The 17,317-nt window shown below is 66.8% G+C and carries 6 protein-coding genes and 1 pseudogene; 6 read left to right on the forward strand and 1 reads right to left on the reverse strand.

Annotated elements, in window-relative coordinates; genetic code table 11:
* Window positions 1–12: 12 nt before the first annotated feature.
* Window positions 13–5,676, forward strand: coding sequence for an Ig-like domain-containing protein (locus VIK36_RS07050; protein WP_324645241.1), 5,664 nt, complete (start codon window positions 13–15; stop codon window positions 5,674–5,676).
* A gap of 342 nt (window positions 5,677–6,018) precedes the next feature.
* On the opposite strand, the gene VIK36_RS07055 is transcribed toward VIK36_RS07050, so the two are convergent.
* Window positions 6,019–6,264 (reverse strand): hypothetical protein, encoded by a 246-nt coding sequence (locus VIK36_RS07055; RefSeq protein WP_324644615.1) that lies wholly within the window; start codon window positions 6,262–6,264, stop codon window positions 6,019–6,021.
* A 532-nt stretch (window positions 6,265–6,796) separates the two neighbouring features.
* Here VIK36_RS07055 and VIK36_RS07060 point away from each other — a divergent pair.
* The 5 genes and pseudogenes from VIK36_RS07060 to VIK36_RS07080 all read left to right on the forward strand — a co-directional run.
* Entirely contained in the window at window positions 6,797–11,932 is a 5,136-nt protein-coding gene (locus VIK36_RS07060) for an Ig-like domain-containing protein (protein ID WP_324644616.1), read from the forward strand.
* Window positions 11,933–12,009: 77 nt separating this feature from the next.
* On the forward strand, window positions 12,010–12,981 hold the full coding sequence (locus tag VIK36_RS07065; protein WP_255174943.1) for an AAA family ATPase: 972 nt from the start codon (window positions 12,010–12,012) through the stop codon (window positions 12,979–12,981).
* Window positions 12,982–13,052: 71 nt separating this feature from the next.
* Entirely contained in the window at window positions 13,053–14,396 is a 1,344-nt protein-coding gene (locus tag VIK36_RS07070) for a DUF58 domain-containing protein (RefSeq protein ID WP_324644617.1), read from the forward strand.
* Window positions 14,393–17,005, forward strand: coding sequence for a transglutaminase-like domain-containing protein (locus tag VIK36_RS07075; RefSeq protein ID WP_324644618.1), 2,613 nt, complete (start codon window positions 14,393–14,395; stop codon window positions 17,003–17,005). Before VIK36_RS07070 ends, VIK36_RS07075 begins: the two co-directional genes overlap by 4 nt.
* Window positions 17,005–17,058, forward strand: a pseudogene (locus VIK36_RS07080) (hypothetical protein); the annotation flags it as partial. The gene VIK36_RS07075 and the pseudogene VIK36_RS07080, both read left to right, overlap by 1 nt.
* Window positions 17,059–17,317: the final 259 nt, after the last annotated feature.

Raw genomic sequence — 17,317 nt, forward strand, 5'->3', positions numbered from 1 at the left:
TCCGAGCCGGTGATGGTTGGTTCGGCGGGCCTTGTGTCGGTGGTGGGGTCTGATGACCGGATTTATTCGGCGGATCCGAAGACCGGTGTGGTGACGGTGACGGGGGTGGACGCTGATGGTGGTGTTACGTCGTCGGAGTCCAGTACCTGGGATGGTCTTAAGGGTGCCGGGGATTTGCAGATGACGGTGGTGGGGGACCAGCCGGTGGTGTTGGATGCTGCTGCGGGGAGCCTGTTTTTGCCCGGTGGTAAGCGGCTGGCGTTGGAGGATGCGCGGGATGCGAAGTTGCAGCAGCCTGGGCCGGGCAGTGATGTTGTGGCGGTGGCGACGCGGAAGGCGTTGTTGAAGCAGCCGTTGGGTGGGGGTACGGCCGGGACGGTGACGTTTGATGGTGAGGGGGTTCCGGCTGCTCCGGTGCAGTTGGGCGGGTGTGTGCATGCGGCGTGGTCGGGTGCGAACAAGTATGTTCGGGACTGTGTCAATGATGCTGATGATAAGAATGTTGCGGTGCCGAGGGCGAGTGCGTCGCCGTCGTATGTTTTCCGGGTGAACCGGGACCTGGTGGTCCTGAATGATGTGAACTCGGGGAATGTGTGGTTGGTGAACCAGAACATGCAGCTGGTGAACAACTGGGACGACGTCATCCCACCCAAGGAAACCTCCGACGACGCAGACAAGGACTCCGCCGACGAAGTCCAGCAGACCGTTCTTCCGGATCGCACCAAGCCCAACAGCGCCCCCGTGGCCAAACCTGACCAGTTCGGCATCCGCGCCGGAAAGACAACCATCCTGCCGGTCCTGGACAACGACTCCGACCCCGACGGCGACGTCCTCACCGTCCGTACCCCGGAAGGCGTGAAAACCGGCGCCGTCTCGCCCATCTACGGATCCACCGGCCTGCAGGTGGCCGTGCCCGCAGACAAAACCGGCAGCGAAACCTTCAAGTACACCGTGGACGACGGCCGCGGCCTGTCAGCGACGGCAGACATCACCCTCAACATCATCCCGCCCGGCACCAACACTCCGCCGCGGCAAAAGCCCAACCGGAACACCACGCTGGTGGTCCAGTCAGGCAAAGCGGTCACCCAGAACATCCTTCCGGACTGGATCGATCCCGACGGCGATGACCTGTTCGCCGTCTCAGTGTCCAGCACCGACCCGCTGGACCAGGCCCGGATCCGCCCCGACGGCCAGCTGACCTTTCAGGACTCCGGCACCGCCCCGGGCCGGAAGGTCCTCACCGTCACAGTCTCGGACGGTCAGTCCACCGCCGAAGGCAAGGTCACCGTGGACGTCAGGAGCCCCGGAGCCCTGCCACCCATCGCCAACGCCGACCATGTGGTGGCCGTGGCCGGCACCGATACCGTCATCACCCCGCTCAAGAACGATTCAGACCCGCAGGGCGGGGCGCTGCGGCTGGCGCAGGCCACGCCGGATGCCGAGTCCACAGCCACCCTGAACCCGGACCAGCAGACGTTCACGTTCAATTCCCGGACCCTTGGCGCCCACTACGTCAGCTATCTGGTGACCAACGGCCCGGCCAGCGCCCAACAGCTGGTGCGCGTGGACGTGGTGCCGGGCACCGACCAGGGTGCGCCCGTCGCCGTCCGCGACACCGCGCTGCTTCCCACCGGCGGGGATGTCCTGGTTGACGTCCTGGGCAACGACTCGGATCCCTCCGGCGGCGTGCTGGTGGTGCAGTCCGTAACCGCCGACGCCGGCCTGCCGGTAAGCGTGGCAGTGCTGGACCACTCGGTGGTGAGGATCACCGACATCCGCGCCGAAGGCCAGCTCACGGTCCGGTACACCGTCTCCAACGGCCGCTCGTCCGCCACCGGCGAGATCGCCGTGCTGATGGTTCCCGCTCCGGCCAAGCTCCAGGCGCCCCAGGCCAAGCCGGACGAGGCCACGGTCAGGGCCAACGACGTCGTGACCATCCCCGTCCTGGCCAATGACACCGACCCCAACGGCTCCAAGCTCACCCTGCTGCCGGAACTCGCCCAGCAGCCTGACGCCGCCGACGGCCGCATGTTCGTGGCGGCCGACCAGCTGCGGTTCGTGGCCGGACCCGAAGCGAAGACCGTGTACGCCATTTACAAGGTCCAAAATGAATCCGGGCAGGTGGACTCGCAACAGGTGACCATCCGCATCCGTGCCCGGGACGATGACCGCAACACGCGTCCCGAGCCCCGCAACCTGACCGCCCGCGTGGTGGCCGGGATGACCGTCAAGGTGCCCGTGCCCCTGGACGGCATCGACGCCGACGGCGACTCCGTCCAGCTCATCGGCATCGACAAGGCACCGGCCATGGGAACCGCCGTGGTACGCGATGGCTACCTCGAGTTCACGGCCGCCGGTGACGCCGCCGGCACTGACAGCTTCACCTACCGGGTCCGGGACAGGATCGGTGCCGAGAACACCGGAACCGTCATTGTGGGCATTGCCCCGCCGGAGGCCAACAACCAGAAACCCATCGCAGTGGACGACGCCGTGGATGTCCGGCCCGGCCGCAAGGTGGCCGTGGAGGCGCTGGCGAACGATTCGGACCCCGACGGCGATCCGCTCAGCCTGGTTTCCGACGGGTTCGAGGCCAAGCCGGACCTGCAGGTGGAGGCTGCGGACGGCGCCAAGGTGCTGTTCACTGCGCCGGGCACCGCCGGCAACGAAAGCATCAGCTACCGCATCCAGGACGACAAGAAGGCTTCCGCCAGCGCCGTGATCCGGGTGCGGATCAGCCCGGATGCCGAACTCAAGCGCCCCGTGGCCAAGGACGACCGGGTGACGGTGGCCGAAACCCTCGGCAAGACCGCTGTGGACGTCCCCGTCCTGAAAAACGACTCCGATGCCGACGGCGTGGCCTCCGAGCTGAAGATCAGCCTTCCCGACGGCAACCCGAACGCCCGGACCGGCGACTCGGGCAATGTGGTGGTGACCCTGACCCCTGAAGACCAGCTGATTCCCTACACTGTCACGGACGTCGACGGCCTCACCTCCACGGCCCTGATGTGGATCCCCGGCCAGGGCGCGCAGTACCCCACCCTCGCCAAGACCGACCCGGTTGAGGTCATGTCCGGCAAGGACGTCACCCTGGACCTGTCCGAATACGTCCGCGTCCGCAACGGCCGCACCGCCAGGATCACCGTGGCTGATTCCGTGCGCGTCCAGGGCGGATCACCGGAGGGCGTCATCCAGTCCGACGGCAAGGCCCTGCGCTACACCGCGAAACCGGACTACGTGGGCCCGGGCTCCATCACCTTCGAGGTGACGGACGGCTCCGGACCCGACGACGGCGACGGCCTGAAATCCACGCTGGTCATCATGACCAAGGTGATCCCGGACCCCAACGCCAACCACCCGCCCACGTTCAGTGGCACCTCCGTGGACGTCCCCAAGGCCGAACAGGCAACGGTGGACCTCGCCGGGCTGGCCAAGGACGTGGACGAACGGGACAAGGACAACCTCCGCTTCGAACTGGACGGGACCCTTCCCGCCGGATTCAGCGCAAAGGTCGACGGCGCCACCCTCGCCATCACTGCGGACGGTTCCCTTGGCATCGGCGTCACCGGAAACATCCAGGTGAAGGTCACCGACGGCAGGTCCCCCGCCGTGGGTGCCACCATCACCGCACGCCACGTTGCCTCCAACCGGCCCCTGCCGGTGGCCAACGATGATGCGGTGGACAAGGCCAACGCCGGGAAGACGGAACAGGTCAACGTCCTGGCCAACGACTTCAACCCCTTCCCGGACACGCCCCTGCGGATCGTTGGCGCCACGGTGGAGACGGGATCCGCAGCCGGTCAGCCGTCCGTGTCGGGAGACAGCATCACCGTTACCCCGGCCGAGGGGTACAAGGGCGTCATGGTGGTCCGCTACACCGTGGCTGACAAGACAGGCGACCTGTCCCGCCAGGTGGACGGGCGCCTGCGGCTCACCGTCCGGGGCAAACCCGACGCGCCTTCCGCCCCCAGCGCCACCGACGTCCGCAGCCGCACCGCCGTGCTCAAGTGGGCCCCGCCGTCGGACAATGGAGCGCCCATTACCGGGTACACCGTCCGCTCGAACAACGGCTTCGAACAGAAGTGCCCCACCACCACCTGCACGCTGAGCGGGCTCACCAACAACGTGAAGTACGTTTTCACGGTGCTCGCCACCAACGAGGTGGGGGACTCGCAGGCTTCGCCGCAGTCCAACGAAATCCGGCCTGACGAAAAGCCGTCACCGCCTGAAGCTCCCACGGTGAAGGCCGGGGACAAGACGATGGCGGTCAGCTGGCCCGCGGCGAAGACCGAGGGCTCACCGGTGAAGCACTACAACCTGGAGATTTCGCCGCCGCCGGCCAGCGGAGTGGCCGTCAAGAACGAGGTCGCCGGGCTGAACTACACCTGGACCGGCCTCACCAACGGCGTGAAGTACAAGGTGCGTGCGCAGGCCGTCAACGAGCTTGGCGCCTCCGACTGGGGGACGTATTCCGCGGAGGACAATCCCGCCGGTGTCCCGGCGGCACCTGCAGCACCTTCGTCCGCCGTCGCATCATCCGTCGGGACCCAGAACCAGCTTCGGGTCACGTGGGCCGAACCCAACACCAACGGCGATCCGATCAGCACCTATTACGTCACCATGAGCGGCGGCAACGCTCCCGCCCAGACGCAGACCGTCCCCGGCAACGTCCGCACCGCAAACTTCACCGCCAACAACTCCGAGGCCGCCTACACGTTCACGGTGCAGGCTGAGAACAAGGCCGGCAAGGGAGCGGTCAGCCCGCCCTCCGCGCCCCGCCGCGCCACAGGCAAGCTGGCGACGGTCTCCGGCGTCACGGCCACGCCGGCGAACACCGGCGGAGCAGGACGCGCCGTGACGGTGGACTTCCGCAAACTGACCGCGGCGGAACGCAATGGTTCTGCCGAAAACGAGGTCAGCTACAGCTACAACGCCAGCAACGGCGCCCGCGGCCCCATCACGCCCGGCCAGACCATCGGCGGCTTCACCAACGGCAGCGCCGTGAGCATCACCGTCATCGCCAACTCCACGGTGGCCCCGAGCTCTGACGGCAGCACCCCTGCCACCACCACACCGTACGGATCCCCGGGCACCCCCTCGGCGTCCGGCCAAAACGGCGGCGTGAACCAAAAGTCCGCCACCCTGAACTGGTCCTCCCCGTCCACCAGCACCAATGACGTGGCGCAAACCAGGATCAGCATCAACAACGGCGGCTGGGAAAACGTTGCCCCCTCCGGCAGCAGGACGGTCAACACGGCAAACTTCGGTGACACCGTCACCATTGCAGTCCAGACCTTCAACTCCGTAGGCACCGGCAGCGCGGTGGTCACGGCCAGCGCCACTGCCGGCAAGCAGGGACTGTGGGAAACCCGGATCAAGACCTCCGACCCCAACTTCGTCAGGACTTGTACCTTCACCCTCGGCGGCTCGAACTACCGGCCAAGTCCCTACTTCGACTGTGACGGCGTCAACGCGGACAGCCCACCCTGGTTCTACAAGGCAGACCAGGACCGCATCATGGTGGCGTGCTACATCGACCAGAGCGACAACTGGTCCGGCAACGGCATCGTTCGCTGGTGGCGGGTCGAATCCGGTTCGGCGCGCAACGTTGGCCGGTACGTCATCGCCGGCCACACCACGCTTGCGGATCCCGCCGCCCTGGGAGCCCCACATTGCTGACAGGCAGTGCCCGGGCGGGCGGGCAGTTGTCCCCATCGCGGGGGTTGCGGCGGTTCTGTAGGCTTGCCGCGGGGAAAGAAAGCCTGCTGCCTGTCCTGCGACCGGGCCGCCATCTGGCTACACAATCTGAGGGAAAAGTAACGCTGTGACAACTCTGCTGGGGAAGCTTGGGCTGAAAAAGCGACATAGGAAGCTCGTCACTGGTACTGCGTTTGGTGCTGTGGTTGCTGTGGTGGTGACGGGTGCTGTGTTGTATCCGGGGTTTAAGACCACTGAGGTGGAGTTGAATGACGGTGGTGTGTGGGTGGTGTCGAAGTCCAGGAATGCTGTGGGGCGGTTGAATTATCCGTCGCGGGTGTTGGATGGTGCGGTGACGCCGGCGTCGACGACGTTTGATGTGTTGCAGCATGCCGGTGAGGTGTTTGTTGATGATGAGACTGGTTCGACGTTGAACCAGGTGTCGCCGGCGAATATGCGTTTGGGTGGGGATAAGCAGTTGCCGGGGGCGGCTGATGTGAGTTTTGGGGCGCGGACGATTTCGGTGACGGATGCTGCGTCGGGGAAGGTGTGGGCGGTGTCGCCGTCCACGGTGAATGGTTTTGATAAGGAAGCGTCCGAGCCGGTGATGGTTGGTTCGGCGGGCCTTGTGTCGGTGGTGGGGTCTGATGACCGGATTTATTCGGCGGATCCGAAGACCGGTGTGGTGACGGTGACGGGGGTGGACGCTGATGGTGGTGTTACGTCGTCGGAGTCCAGTACCTGGGATGGTCTTAAGGGTGCCGGGGATTTGCAGATGACGGTGGTGGGGGACCAGCCGGTGGTGTTGGATGCTGCTGCGGGGAGCCTGTTTTTGCCTGGTGGTAAGCGGCTGGCGTTGGAGGATGCGCGGGATGCGAAGTTGCAGCAGCCTGGGCCGGGCAGTGATGTTGTGGCGGTGGCGACGCGGAAGGCGTTGTTGAAGCAGCCGTTGGGTGGGGGTACGGCCGGGACGGTGGCGTTTGATGGTGAGGGGGTTCCGGCTGCTCCGGTGCAGTTGGGCGGGTGTGTGCATGCGGCGTGGTCGGGTGCGAACAAGTATGTCCGGGACTGTGTCAATGATGCTGATGATAAGAATGTTGCGGTGCCGAGGGCGAGTGCGTCGCCGTCGTATGTTTTCCGGGTGAACCGGGACCTGGTGGTCCTGAATGATGTGAACTCGGGGAACGTGTGGTTGGTGAACCAGAACATGCAGCTGGTGAACAACTGGGACGACGTCATCCCACCCAAGAACCAGTCCGACGATCAGGACCAGGAGTCGGCGGACAACAACACCATCAACATCCTGCCGGACCGCACCAAGCCCAACCGTCCGCCGGAAACCAAGCCCGACGCCGTCGGAGTCCGCCCGGGCCGCACCACCATCCTCAGCGTCCTGGACAACGACTCCGACCCCGACGGCGACGTCCTCACCGCAGCGGTGGGGGACGCCGGACCCAAATCGGGGACGCTGGAAAGCATCTACGGCGGCACCGCCTTCCAGATCACCGTTCCCGCAGACGCCAAGCCGGGCACCGAGACCTTCAACTACAGTGCCTCGGACGGCCGCGGCCTGTCCGCCACGGGCCAGGTCACGCTCAACGTGGTGGGACCCGATGAAAACAAGCCGCCCAAGTTCAAGCGCGGGGAAGACACCACCATGCTGGTGGAGCAGGGCAAGACCGTCAGCCAGAACATTCTCACCGACTGGATCGATCCCGACGGCGACGACCTGGTCCTGCTGGACGCCAAGGCCGACAACGACCAGGACCAGGTCAAGGTCCGGCGCGACGGCCTGCTCACCTTCCAGGACTCCGGCGCCTCCGCCGGCAAGAAGAACGTCCAGGTCACCATCTGGGACGGCCGTGCCACCGTCACGGGCAAGGTGGTGGTCAACGTGCAGCCGCCCGGCGCCCTGGCACCCGTGGTCAACGCAGACCACGTCACCGCCGTGGTGGGCCAGGACCTGGTCATTTCCCCGTTGAAGAACGACGTCGACCCCAACGGAGGTGCCCTCCGCCTGGCCCAGGTGGAAGCCAACGGCCCTGCCGAACTTGGCCCCGTCACTGACGGCGGCACCTTCACCTTCCGCAGCAGCACGCCCGGCCCCGTCTACCTGACCTACATCGCCAGCAACGGCCCCCAAAGCAGCCAGGGCCTCATCCGGGTGGACGTGGAATCCGGCAACGACGGCGGCGACCCCGTGGCAGTCCATGACGTTGCCCTGATGCCCACCGGCGGCAGCGTGCTGCTGGACCCCCTGGCCAATGACTCCGACCCCTCCGGGGGTGTCCTGGTGCTGCAGTCCGTGAAGCTCCCGGACAACGCGACGGTGTCCGTCAGCGTGATCAACCACAGCGTCCTGCGCATCACGGACATCCTGGGGACCAAGGACCCCATCCTGTTCGAATACACCATGTCCAACGGAAAGAAGTCTGCCACCGGCTCAGTCTCCGTGGTGCCGGTCCCGGCACCGGCCGTGGTGGAAGCACCCCAGCCCAAGCCGGACGAGGTGAATGTCCGCGTCAACGACGTGGTCACCATCCCCGTCCTGGACAACGACACCCACCCGCAGGGGCAGGAACTGACCGTGGACCCCGTGCTGCCGCAGGCGGTTGATCCTGCCAACGGCAAGAGCTTCGTCTCCGAGAACACGCTCCGGTTCATTGCGGGCAGCCAGCCCAAGACCGTGCGCGCCATCTACAACGCGGTGGATCCGCAGGGCCAGAAGAGCGCCGCCGCCGTGACCATCCACATTCTTCCGCTCGAAGGCGCGGAGAACTCCCGGCCCCAGCCGCGGAACCTCACCGCCCGCGTGGTGGCTGCCGGTACCGTCCGCATTCCGGTTCCCCTGGACGGCATCGATCCCGACGGCGACTCCGTGCAGTTGACCGGCATCGACAGCACCCCTGCCATGGGAACCGCCACCGTGGGCAGCAATTTCATCGACTTCACTGCTGCCGGGGACGGCGCCGGTACCGACACGTTCCGCTACAAGGTGGTGGACCGCCAGGGCGCCGTGAACACGGGAACCGTCACGGTGGGTATTGCACCCCGGGGTGACATGAACCAGAAGCCCACCCCCGTGGATGATGAGGTCCGGGTGCGCCCGGGCCGCCAGATCGCCGTCGATGCCCTCGCCAACGACACCGATCCAGACGGCGACCGCATCCGCATCCTGACCGACGGCATCGAGGCCGACCCGGCCCTGCAGGCCACCGTCAGCAAGAACAGTGGCCGCATCATCCTCCTGGCCCCCAACGAGGCCGGAACCGTCAACGTTCGGTACACCATCGCCGACGACCGGGACGCCACCGCCCAGGCCACCATCCGCCTGGTGGTCGACAACGACGTGCCTCTGAAGGCGCCGATCGCCCGTGATGACAGGGTGACGTCCGCCCAGGCCATGGGGAAGACCGCTGTTGACGTTCCGGTCCTCAAGAACGACGAGGATCCCGACGGCGTGGGCGAAAACCTGAAGATCAGCACGGACGCCACCACGGCGCGGCCCGGCGGCAACGGCAACGTCCTGGTGGACCTGACCGAGCAGCCGCAGCTCATCCCGTACACCGTTGAAGACGTTGACGCCCAGAAGTCCACAGCCATCATCTGGGTGCCGGGCCTGGGCCAGCAGGTTCCCACCCTGGCCAAGGACGAAGTCATCGAGGTGGTTGCCGGCCAGTCCGTCGACGTCGACCTGAAGGAATGGGTCAAGGTACGGGAAGGACGGTCACCCCGGTTGACCCAGGCGGACCGGATCAAGCTCATCGGTGCCGACGGCGGCGATCCGGTGACGCGCGACGGCGCCGGGCTGAAGTACACGGCGGGTGCGGATTATGTGGGCCCCGGTTCACTGACCTTCGAGGTGACCGACGGCACCGGACCGGACGATCCTGCCGGACTCAAGTCCACCCTCAGCATCCGCACCAAGGTCCTCCCGGACCCGAACAAGAACAACCCGCCGGAACTGCTGGGCGCCAACGTGGATGTTCCCAAGGGTGACTCGGCCACCACGGACCTCGGCAAGCTCACCTCCGATCCGGACCAGGACGACGTCGAGAAGATGAAGTACGAAGTGGTGGGCGACTCACCCGGCGGCTTCAACGCACGCATCGAAGGCAAGACGCTGAAGGTGTCGGCGGCCGATTCCACGGCAACCGGAACCCGCGCCGCCGTGCAGGTCAAGGCAACCGACCCCCGCGGGCTCCAGGCCACCGCCACCTACCAGCTTGCCGTGACCGCCTCCAACCGGCCCAAACCGGTGGCGAACGACGACGTGCAGGACAACGCCGCCGCCGGCAAACCGGTGACCATCAATGTGCTGGCCAATGACGCCAACCCGTTCCCGGAAACACCGCTGAAGATCATTGCCGCGAACACCGAAACGGGCAGCGGCAATGTGGGCGTCAGTGGTGACTCTGTGACCGTCACACCGGCGCCCGGGTTCACCGGAACCATGGTGGTGGCGTACACGGTGGAAGACAAGACGCAGGACAGCTCCAGGCATGCCACAGCGCGTGTCCGGCTGACCGTCAAGGACAAGCCTGCTGCGCCCACCACGCCGCAGGCGCAGAGCGTGGGCGACCAGACCGCGCTGCTCACCTGGTCCGCGCCGGCCGACCGTGGCTCCGCCATCACCAAGTACACCGTCTATGGTGAGGGCGGGTTCCGGCAGGAGTGCCCGGCCAACACCTGCACCCTGAACGGCCTGACCAACAACACCACGTACCACTTCCAAGTGACGGCCACCAACGAGTTCGGCGATTCCGACCGCTCGCCGGCGTCCGCCGATGTCCGCCCGGACGTCAAACCGGATACGCCGCTGGCGCCGTCGCTGAAGTTCGGCGACAAGCAGCTGACGGTGAACTGGACTGCCCCGGCCAGCAAGGGCTCCCCGGTGAAGTCCTACGACCTGGAAATTTCACCGGCTCCGGCCGGGCAGAACGCCCAGATCCAGGGGCTGACATCGGTCAGCTACGTCTGGAAGGGCCTCCAGAACGGCGTCTCCTACAAGGTCCGGGTCCTGGCCCGCAACGATGCCAAGGACCCCTCCGAGTGGAGCCCGTATTCGGCGGCCGAGGTGCCGGCCGGCGTCCCCGCCACTCCAGCGGCGCCGAGCGTGGCACAGGCGACGCCGGTAGGTTCGCAGAGCCAGCTGAGGGTGGTTTGGACCGCGCCCAACAACAACGGTGACGCGGTCTCGGCCTACACCCTGACCACGCTCCGGGGCGGTGCCGCGGTCTCCAGCCAGCAGGTGTCCGGCACCTCGCAGAACGTCACCGTGGACAACTCGGAAACGAACTACACCTTTACGGTCTCGGCAACCAACAAGGCCGGAACGAGCGCCACGAGCGCGCAGTCCGCCGCGATCCGGGCAGCAGGCAAACCTGGCACTGTCAACGCTGGAACCGTAAAAGAGAACGGGACCAGCGGCCAGCTCGACGTTACGTTCACGCCCCTGACGGATGCGCAGCGCAACGGCTCCACGGCGTCCGAGATTGCCTACTCATACAATGCCGACGGAAAGACAGGTGCCATCAAAGCCGGGGGAGGAACCATCGGTGGCATGACCAACGGGCGGGACATCACCGTGACCATCATTGCCACGTCCACCAAGAACAATATGTCCGGTGACGCCAAGGCCATCGGCACCGGGAACCCCTACGGTCCTGCCAATGCCCCCAGCATCAACGGCGGCACCTCGGCGAAGGGCGATGGCCAGGTGCACTGGACCTGGAACGACCCCGCGACGAACGGCAGGCCCCTTAGCTACTACGAAGTGAGCATGGATGGTGGCGGCTGGCAGAACGTCGGCAAGGCGAACAAGTTCGATACCGGAGCCGGCGGGTGGAGCACGAGCCACAAACTGCGGGTCCGCGCCTACACCGCCACCAACGGGGCAATCGGCGGACCGGTCACGTCTACCTCCGGTCCGGATAACACCCCACCCCCGCCCACGGACTGGTACGTCACGGCAAGCCCGGTGCGCAGCTGCACGGAGCCCCGCCAGGGGACGGACAGCTTCATCGACGGCAACCCGTCCCAGTGCACAGGTGGCGGCAAGTGGCTCGATGCCGGTGCCCCATCCACGGCGGACCGCTACCAGGTCTGGTACAAGACCTCCAACAACCCGAGCGGCATCTGGTACCACCTGAATTCGGGGATGGCGTCCGGCAACTGGCTCCGCTGCGACACCTCGAACGTGGGCTGCACCCCGCCCAAGGGCATGCCAAACCGCTAGCAACCGCATCACCCCCTGCAGGCCCGGACCTCCCGGGCCCACAAGGAATTCCGATCCATCAGAAGGAAGCACATCTCATGACCATGACCATTGAGCAGGCCGAGTGGTTTGCTGACACGTTCGAAAAGCTGGTTGCCAACGTGGGCCAGGCGGTGCTGGGCAAGGAACACGTCATCCGGCTGACCTTCACCGCCATGCTGGCCGAAGGCCACGTCCTTTTCGAGGACGCCCCGGGTACGGGCAAAACCTCCCTTGCCCGCGCCCTGGCTGCCACCGTGCAGGGCTCCAACAACCGCATCCAGTTCACCCCGGACCTGCTGCCCTCCGACGTCACCGGTGTGACCATCTACGACCAGAAGACGCAGAAGTTCGAGTTCCACAAGGGCCCGATCTTCAACAACATCGTCCTGGCCGACGAAATCAACCGTGCCTCGCCCAAGACCCAGTCAGCGCTGCTGGAGGTCATGGAGGAATCCCGCGTGACCGTGGACGGCGTCACGTATTCGGCAGGGCGGCCCTTTATGGTGATGGCCACCCAGAACCCGATCGAGCAGGCCGGTACCTACCGCCTTCCCGAGGCGCAGCTTGACCGCTTCCTGATCAAGACCTCCATCGGTTACCCGGACCACGCGTCCACGGTCCGGCTCCTGGGCGGCAGCAACCTGAAGGACCGCTCCAAGGAACTCTCCGCCGTCATCACCACCCAGGCCGTGGCGGACATGGCCGATCTCGCCGCAACGGCGCACGTGGACACTGCCGTGCTGGAGTACATCTCCAGGCTGTGCGAGGAAACCCGCAACGCCCCGGAAACGCGCCTTGGGGTGTCAGTGCGTGGTGCCCTGGCCATGGTGCGGGCCGCCAAGGTCTGGGCCGCCGCGCAGGGCCGGAACTTCGTCCTGCCGGACGACATCAAGGAACTGGCATCCGTGGTGTGGACCCACCGGTTCGTGATGGACCCCGAAGCAGAGTTCTCCGGCGCCACCGCCGAGGCCGTGCTGACCCGGATCCTGGCCGACGTCGCCGCCCCGCAGCAGCGCACCAACGCTTGATCCGCCCGGCTGCGGCCGAACGCCGCAGCCACCGTCATTCCATTCCAGCGCAACAACGAAGGCACACCCCTATGTCCGACGGCACGTCCAGCGGTACCCCGTTGACCCGGCTCGCGGAGCGTCTCCAGCACCTCTTCCAACGGAACGGCCGCCCCACCCGGCTGCACCCCGCAGCGGTGTGGTCCGAGGCCAGCAGCACCGCACTCCAGGCCCTGGCGCCCGCATGGCGGTCCGTCCGGGACACCTGGCTGAAGTACGCGTGGCCGGTGCTTTCCGTGGTCAGCATCCTGGGCTGGTCCGTCCTCGCCGCCGCGATCCTGCTCTGGACCACAGGACAGGCATTTGGCTGGCAGGAAGCCACGGCGGCGGCCATTGCCGCCTTCGCCATGTTCGTCATCGCAGTGGCCTTCATCCTGGGCCGGTCCTCGTACGGGGTGGTCCTGGACCTGGCCCGCACCCGGGTGGCGGTGGGGGACAGCGCCGTCGGCAGCATTGCCGTCTCCAACACCTCCGCGCGTCCCCTCCTGCCGGCCGCGCTGGAACTGCCGGTGGGCAGCACCACTGCCGTATTCCACCTGCCCCGGATGAAGCCCGGCCAGGTGCACGAAGACCTGTTCACCATCCCCACCGCCCGGCGCGCCGTCATCGTGGTGGGACCCGTCCGCTCCGTGCGGGCGGACCCGCTGCACCTGCTGCGCCGCCAGGTCCTCTGGACTGAGCCGGAGGACCTCTTCGTCCACCCGCGCACCGTCGCCCTGGCCGGCTCCGCCGCCGGCTTCATCCGCGACCTCGAGGGCATGCCCACCACGGACCTCTCCAGCGCCGACGTCTCCTTCCACGCCCTGCGCGACTATGTGCCGGGCGATGACCGCAGGCACATCCACTGGAAGACCACGGCCCGCACCAACAAGCTGATGGTGCGCCAGTTCGAGGAAACGCGCCGCGCCCACCTGGCCATTTCGCTGTCCATCAACACCGAGGAATACGCTTCCGAAACCGAGTTCGAGATGGCCATCTCGGTGGCTGCCTCCATCGGCCGGCAGGCCATCCGCGAACAGCGCGAACTGGATGTCCTGACCCAGAAGGGGCCCCTGCGCTGCGAAACCGGCCGCAACATGCTCGATGACATGACCCGGATCGTGGGCACCCCCATGCGCCGCACCGCCGTCGACCTCGCCCGGACCCTGGCGGACACCGTCCCCAACGCCTCCGTCGTCTTCTTCGTGGTGGGCAGCAACGTAACGGCAAGCCAGCTTCGCTCCGCCGCAGCCTCCGTGCCGCCCGGCGTCCGCAGCCTGGCAGTAAGGGTGGAAACCGGCGCGGCCCCCACCCGGGCCAACATCGCAGACCTTACTGTCCTGACGCTCGGCGACCTGGGCGACCTTGCCATCGTGCTGAGAAAGGCGGCCGCATGAGCACCGCACCGGGCCGATCCCGACAAACCCCTGCCCCGCAGGACCATAGCCGCCGCAAAGTGGCCAACCAGGAGTCGGCGTTCGCGGACGGCCAGCCGCTGTGGCACTTCCTGCTCGACGCCGGAGCCCTGGTGGTCCTGCTGGGCTTGGGACTGCTCGGCTTCGGCCTGAGCTTCGGCGGGGACCCGTACTACCTGCTGTCGGGTTTCGGCGGCATCATCCTGGGCCTGGCCATCGGCGCGGTCAACGCCCACCTGCGCCTGGGCCTGCTCATCACCACCGCACTGGCCCTTGCCGCGTACCTCCTCTTTGGCACCTGGCTGGCGGTCCCTGATGCTGCCATCGCCGGCTTCGTCCCCACCCTGGATTCGCTGCGGACCCTGCTCCTCGGCGTCGTCTTCGCCTGGAAGGACATGCTCACGGTGGGTGTGCCCGTGGGAACTGCCGGCGGCGTGCTGATTGTCCCCTTCCTGAGTTCCCTGATCACGGCGCTCGTGGCTGCGCTGCTGACGTGGCGCACCAAAAGCCCCTACCTGCCCCTCCTGCCCGTGCTGGTCCTGTTCGTCACCGGCATCGCCTTCAGCACCAACGCGGCGTTCCTGACCCTGGAACGTGGCATCGGCCTGACAGTGCTGGGCATCGCGTGGGCAACGTTCCGCCGGGACGCGCTCCGGCGGAACAACACCCGGCGGGTGTCCGTGAACAACCCGCAGACGGACACGGCCGCCGCACGGCGTGCCCGGATCCGCCGGCTGGGCATGGCTACGGGAGTCATTGCCGTCAGCGTGGGGGTCACCGCAGTGGCCGCACCGCTGGTCAGCGCAGGAGAGGACCGGAAGGTCCTCCGCAACGTGGTGGTACCCCCGTTCGACCCCAAGGACTACATCACGCCCCTGGCAAGCTTCCGGACGTATGTGAAGGACAAAAAGGACGACACCCTGTTCGTGGTCAAGGGCCTTCCGAAGGACGGCCGGGTCCGGCTCGGCGCCCTGGATGCCTTCAACGGGACCAACTACAACATGGACCCCAATGGCTCCGGAAACTTCAGTAAGGTGGGCGATGCGAAATCCATCAACACCCTCGCCGACTCATCCGGTGTGGTGCCCACCAACGACTACTCGATCAGCATCAACATCGAGGACTACCAGGGCTACTTTGTCCCCGGCGGACGAAAGACCACGGGCATCAGCTTTGACCAGTCCGGCTCTGCCGCCGCTTCGGGCCTCTACTTCAACCCCGGCTCCGACACCGCGGTGACCACCGGCGGGCTTTCCCGCGGCGACTCCTACAGTGTCCAGGTCTCAGATCCCGTCAAGCTCGAGCACGGGCAGCTGACGCAGTACGATTTCGCAAAGATTTCCCTCCCGGACGCGCTGGAGGTGCCGCCGGTGGTGGGGTCCCAGGCCAACGACTTGTCCGCTGATGCGCCGACGGCCATCGACCGGGTGCGCCAGATCGAAGCCCACTTCCAAAAAACCGGGGCGTTCAGCAACGGCCTGGTCAGTGAAGGCCAGTTGCCCAGCGTCTCCGGCCACGGCGCAGCCCGCATCCGCAGCCTGCTGACGGCCAAGCAGATGCTTGGTGACGATGAGCAGTACGCGGTGGCCATGTCCCTGATGCTCCGCCACCTGGGCATCCCGTCCCGCGTGGTGATGGGTTTCTACCCTGAGCCGACCAGCCCGGAGAACGGTGCAGGCGAGGTGAAGATCACCGGCAAGGACGTCCATGCCTGGGTTGAGGTCGCCTTTGAACGGGTCGGCTGGGTCAGCTTCGATCCCACCCCGCCCAAGGACAACATACCCATCCCGCCTGACCCCGAGAACAAGTCCAAGCCCAAGCCGCAGGTGCTGCAGCCGCCGCCCCCGCCGCAGGAGCCGGCAGACCTGCCGCCGGACTCATCACCGGACGCGCTGGATGCCGACCAGAAGAAGAACAACCCGTGGCTGTTCTGGGGTGCCCTCCTGGGTGCCCTGGGCGTCGTCGCGATCCCGCTGGTGATCCTGGCCCTGCCGCTGCTGCTGATCGCCCTGTTGAAGACACGACGGCGGAAGTCGCGTTTCCGCGACGGGCACCCCGCCCAGCGTGTGGGCGGAGGATGGAACGAGGTGGTGAGCCTGGCGACAGACCTGGGCGCCGCCGTCGACACCCGCTCGACGCGGCGGGAGAGTGCCGCCGTCCTGGCCGAAGCATTCCCCGCCACCCAGGGAACCACCACCATGCTGGCGCGCCGGGCGGACGCCTCGATCTTCGGAGCGGGGGAGCCCACGGAGGAGGACGTCCGCGAGTACTGGACCATCGTGGACGGGTCCCTCAAGGAGATGACCTCCTCCATCGGATTCTGGCGGCGCCAGCAGGCGCGGTTCTCGCCGCGGTCGCTTCTTGCCGACGCCAGGACCGCGATGAACTCCGGCAAAGGCCTCAAATTGCGCGGCGGCCGCATGGAGCTGCCGGCGGTGGGCGGGATCCTTGCCGCACGCCGCCGCCGGATTGCAGGCGGGAACCCTGCCGCGGACCGGGCGGAAACGCCCAACGCACCTTCAGCGCCCCGGCCGGAGGCCCCGCCCCGGGGCACCAACGAGCCAGACCAGCAAGGACCCAACCAGCAGTGATGCCCGACGCCGAACGCTGCCCGCGCTGCCAACAGCAGATCCGCGCCGGAGCCACCTTCTGCACCGCCTGCGGCGCGCCGCTGCCCAACCGGGCGGCGCGCCGCACCCGCACCCCGGACGCGCTGGAGCACCAGGACAGGAGTGACGCCCGGGAAGCGCGCCCCACGCATGCGCCCGGGATTCCCGGTACTATCCCGGTAGTAGAAAGGCCCCCGGCAGGTCAGCCAGCGGGCACAGCACATACGGGCAACGCGCGCAGGGGCACCCTGCACACGGGCACCGGGCCGGGCAGGACCGGCGGTTCCACAAGGG

This window comes from Pseudarthrobacter sp. LT1, assembly GCF_035621795.1.
Taxonomy (GTDB): domain Bacteria; phylum Actinomycetota; class Actinomycetes; order Actinomycetales; family Micrococcaceae; genus Arthrobacter.

What these genes read in the sequence shown, in the direction of transcription:
- VIK36_RS07050 (WP_324645241.1), top strand. Translation starts at nt 13, where the DNA reads ATGGTTGGTTCGGCGGGCCTTGTGTCGGTGGTGGGGTCTGATGACCGG.
- VIK36_RS07065 (WP_255174943.1), top strand. Translation starts at nt 12,010, where the DNA reads ATGACCATGACCATTGAGCAGGCCGAGTGGTTTGCTGACACGTTCGAA.
- VIK36_RS07070 (WP_324644617.1), top strand. Translation starts at nt 13,053, where the DNA reads ATGTCCGACGGCACGTCCAGCGGTACCCCGTTGACCCGGCTCGCGGAG.
- VIK36_RS07075 (WP_324644618.1), top strand. Translation starts at nt 14,393, where the DNA reads ATGAGCACCGCACCGGGCCGATCCCGACAAACCCCTGCCCCGCAGGAC.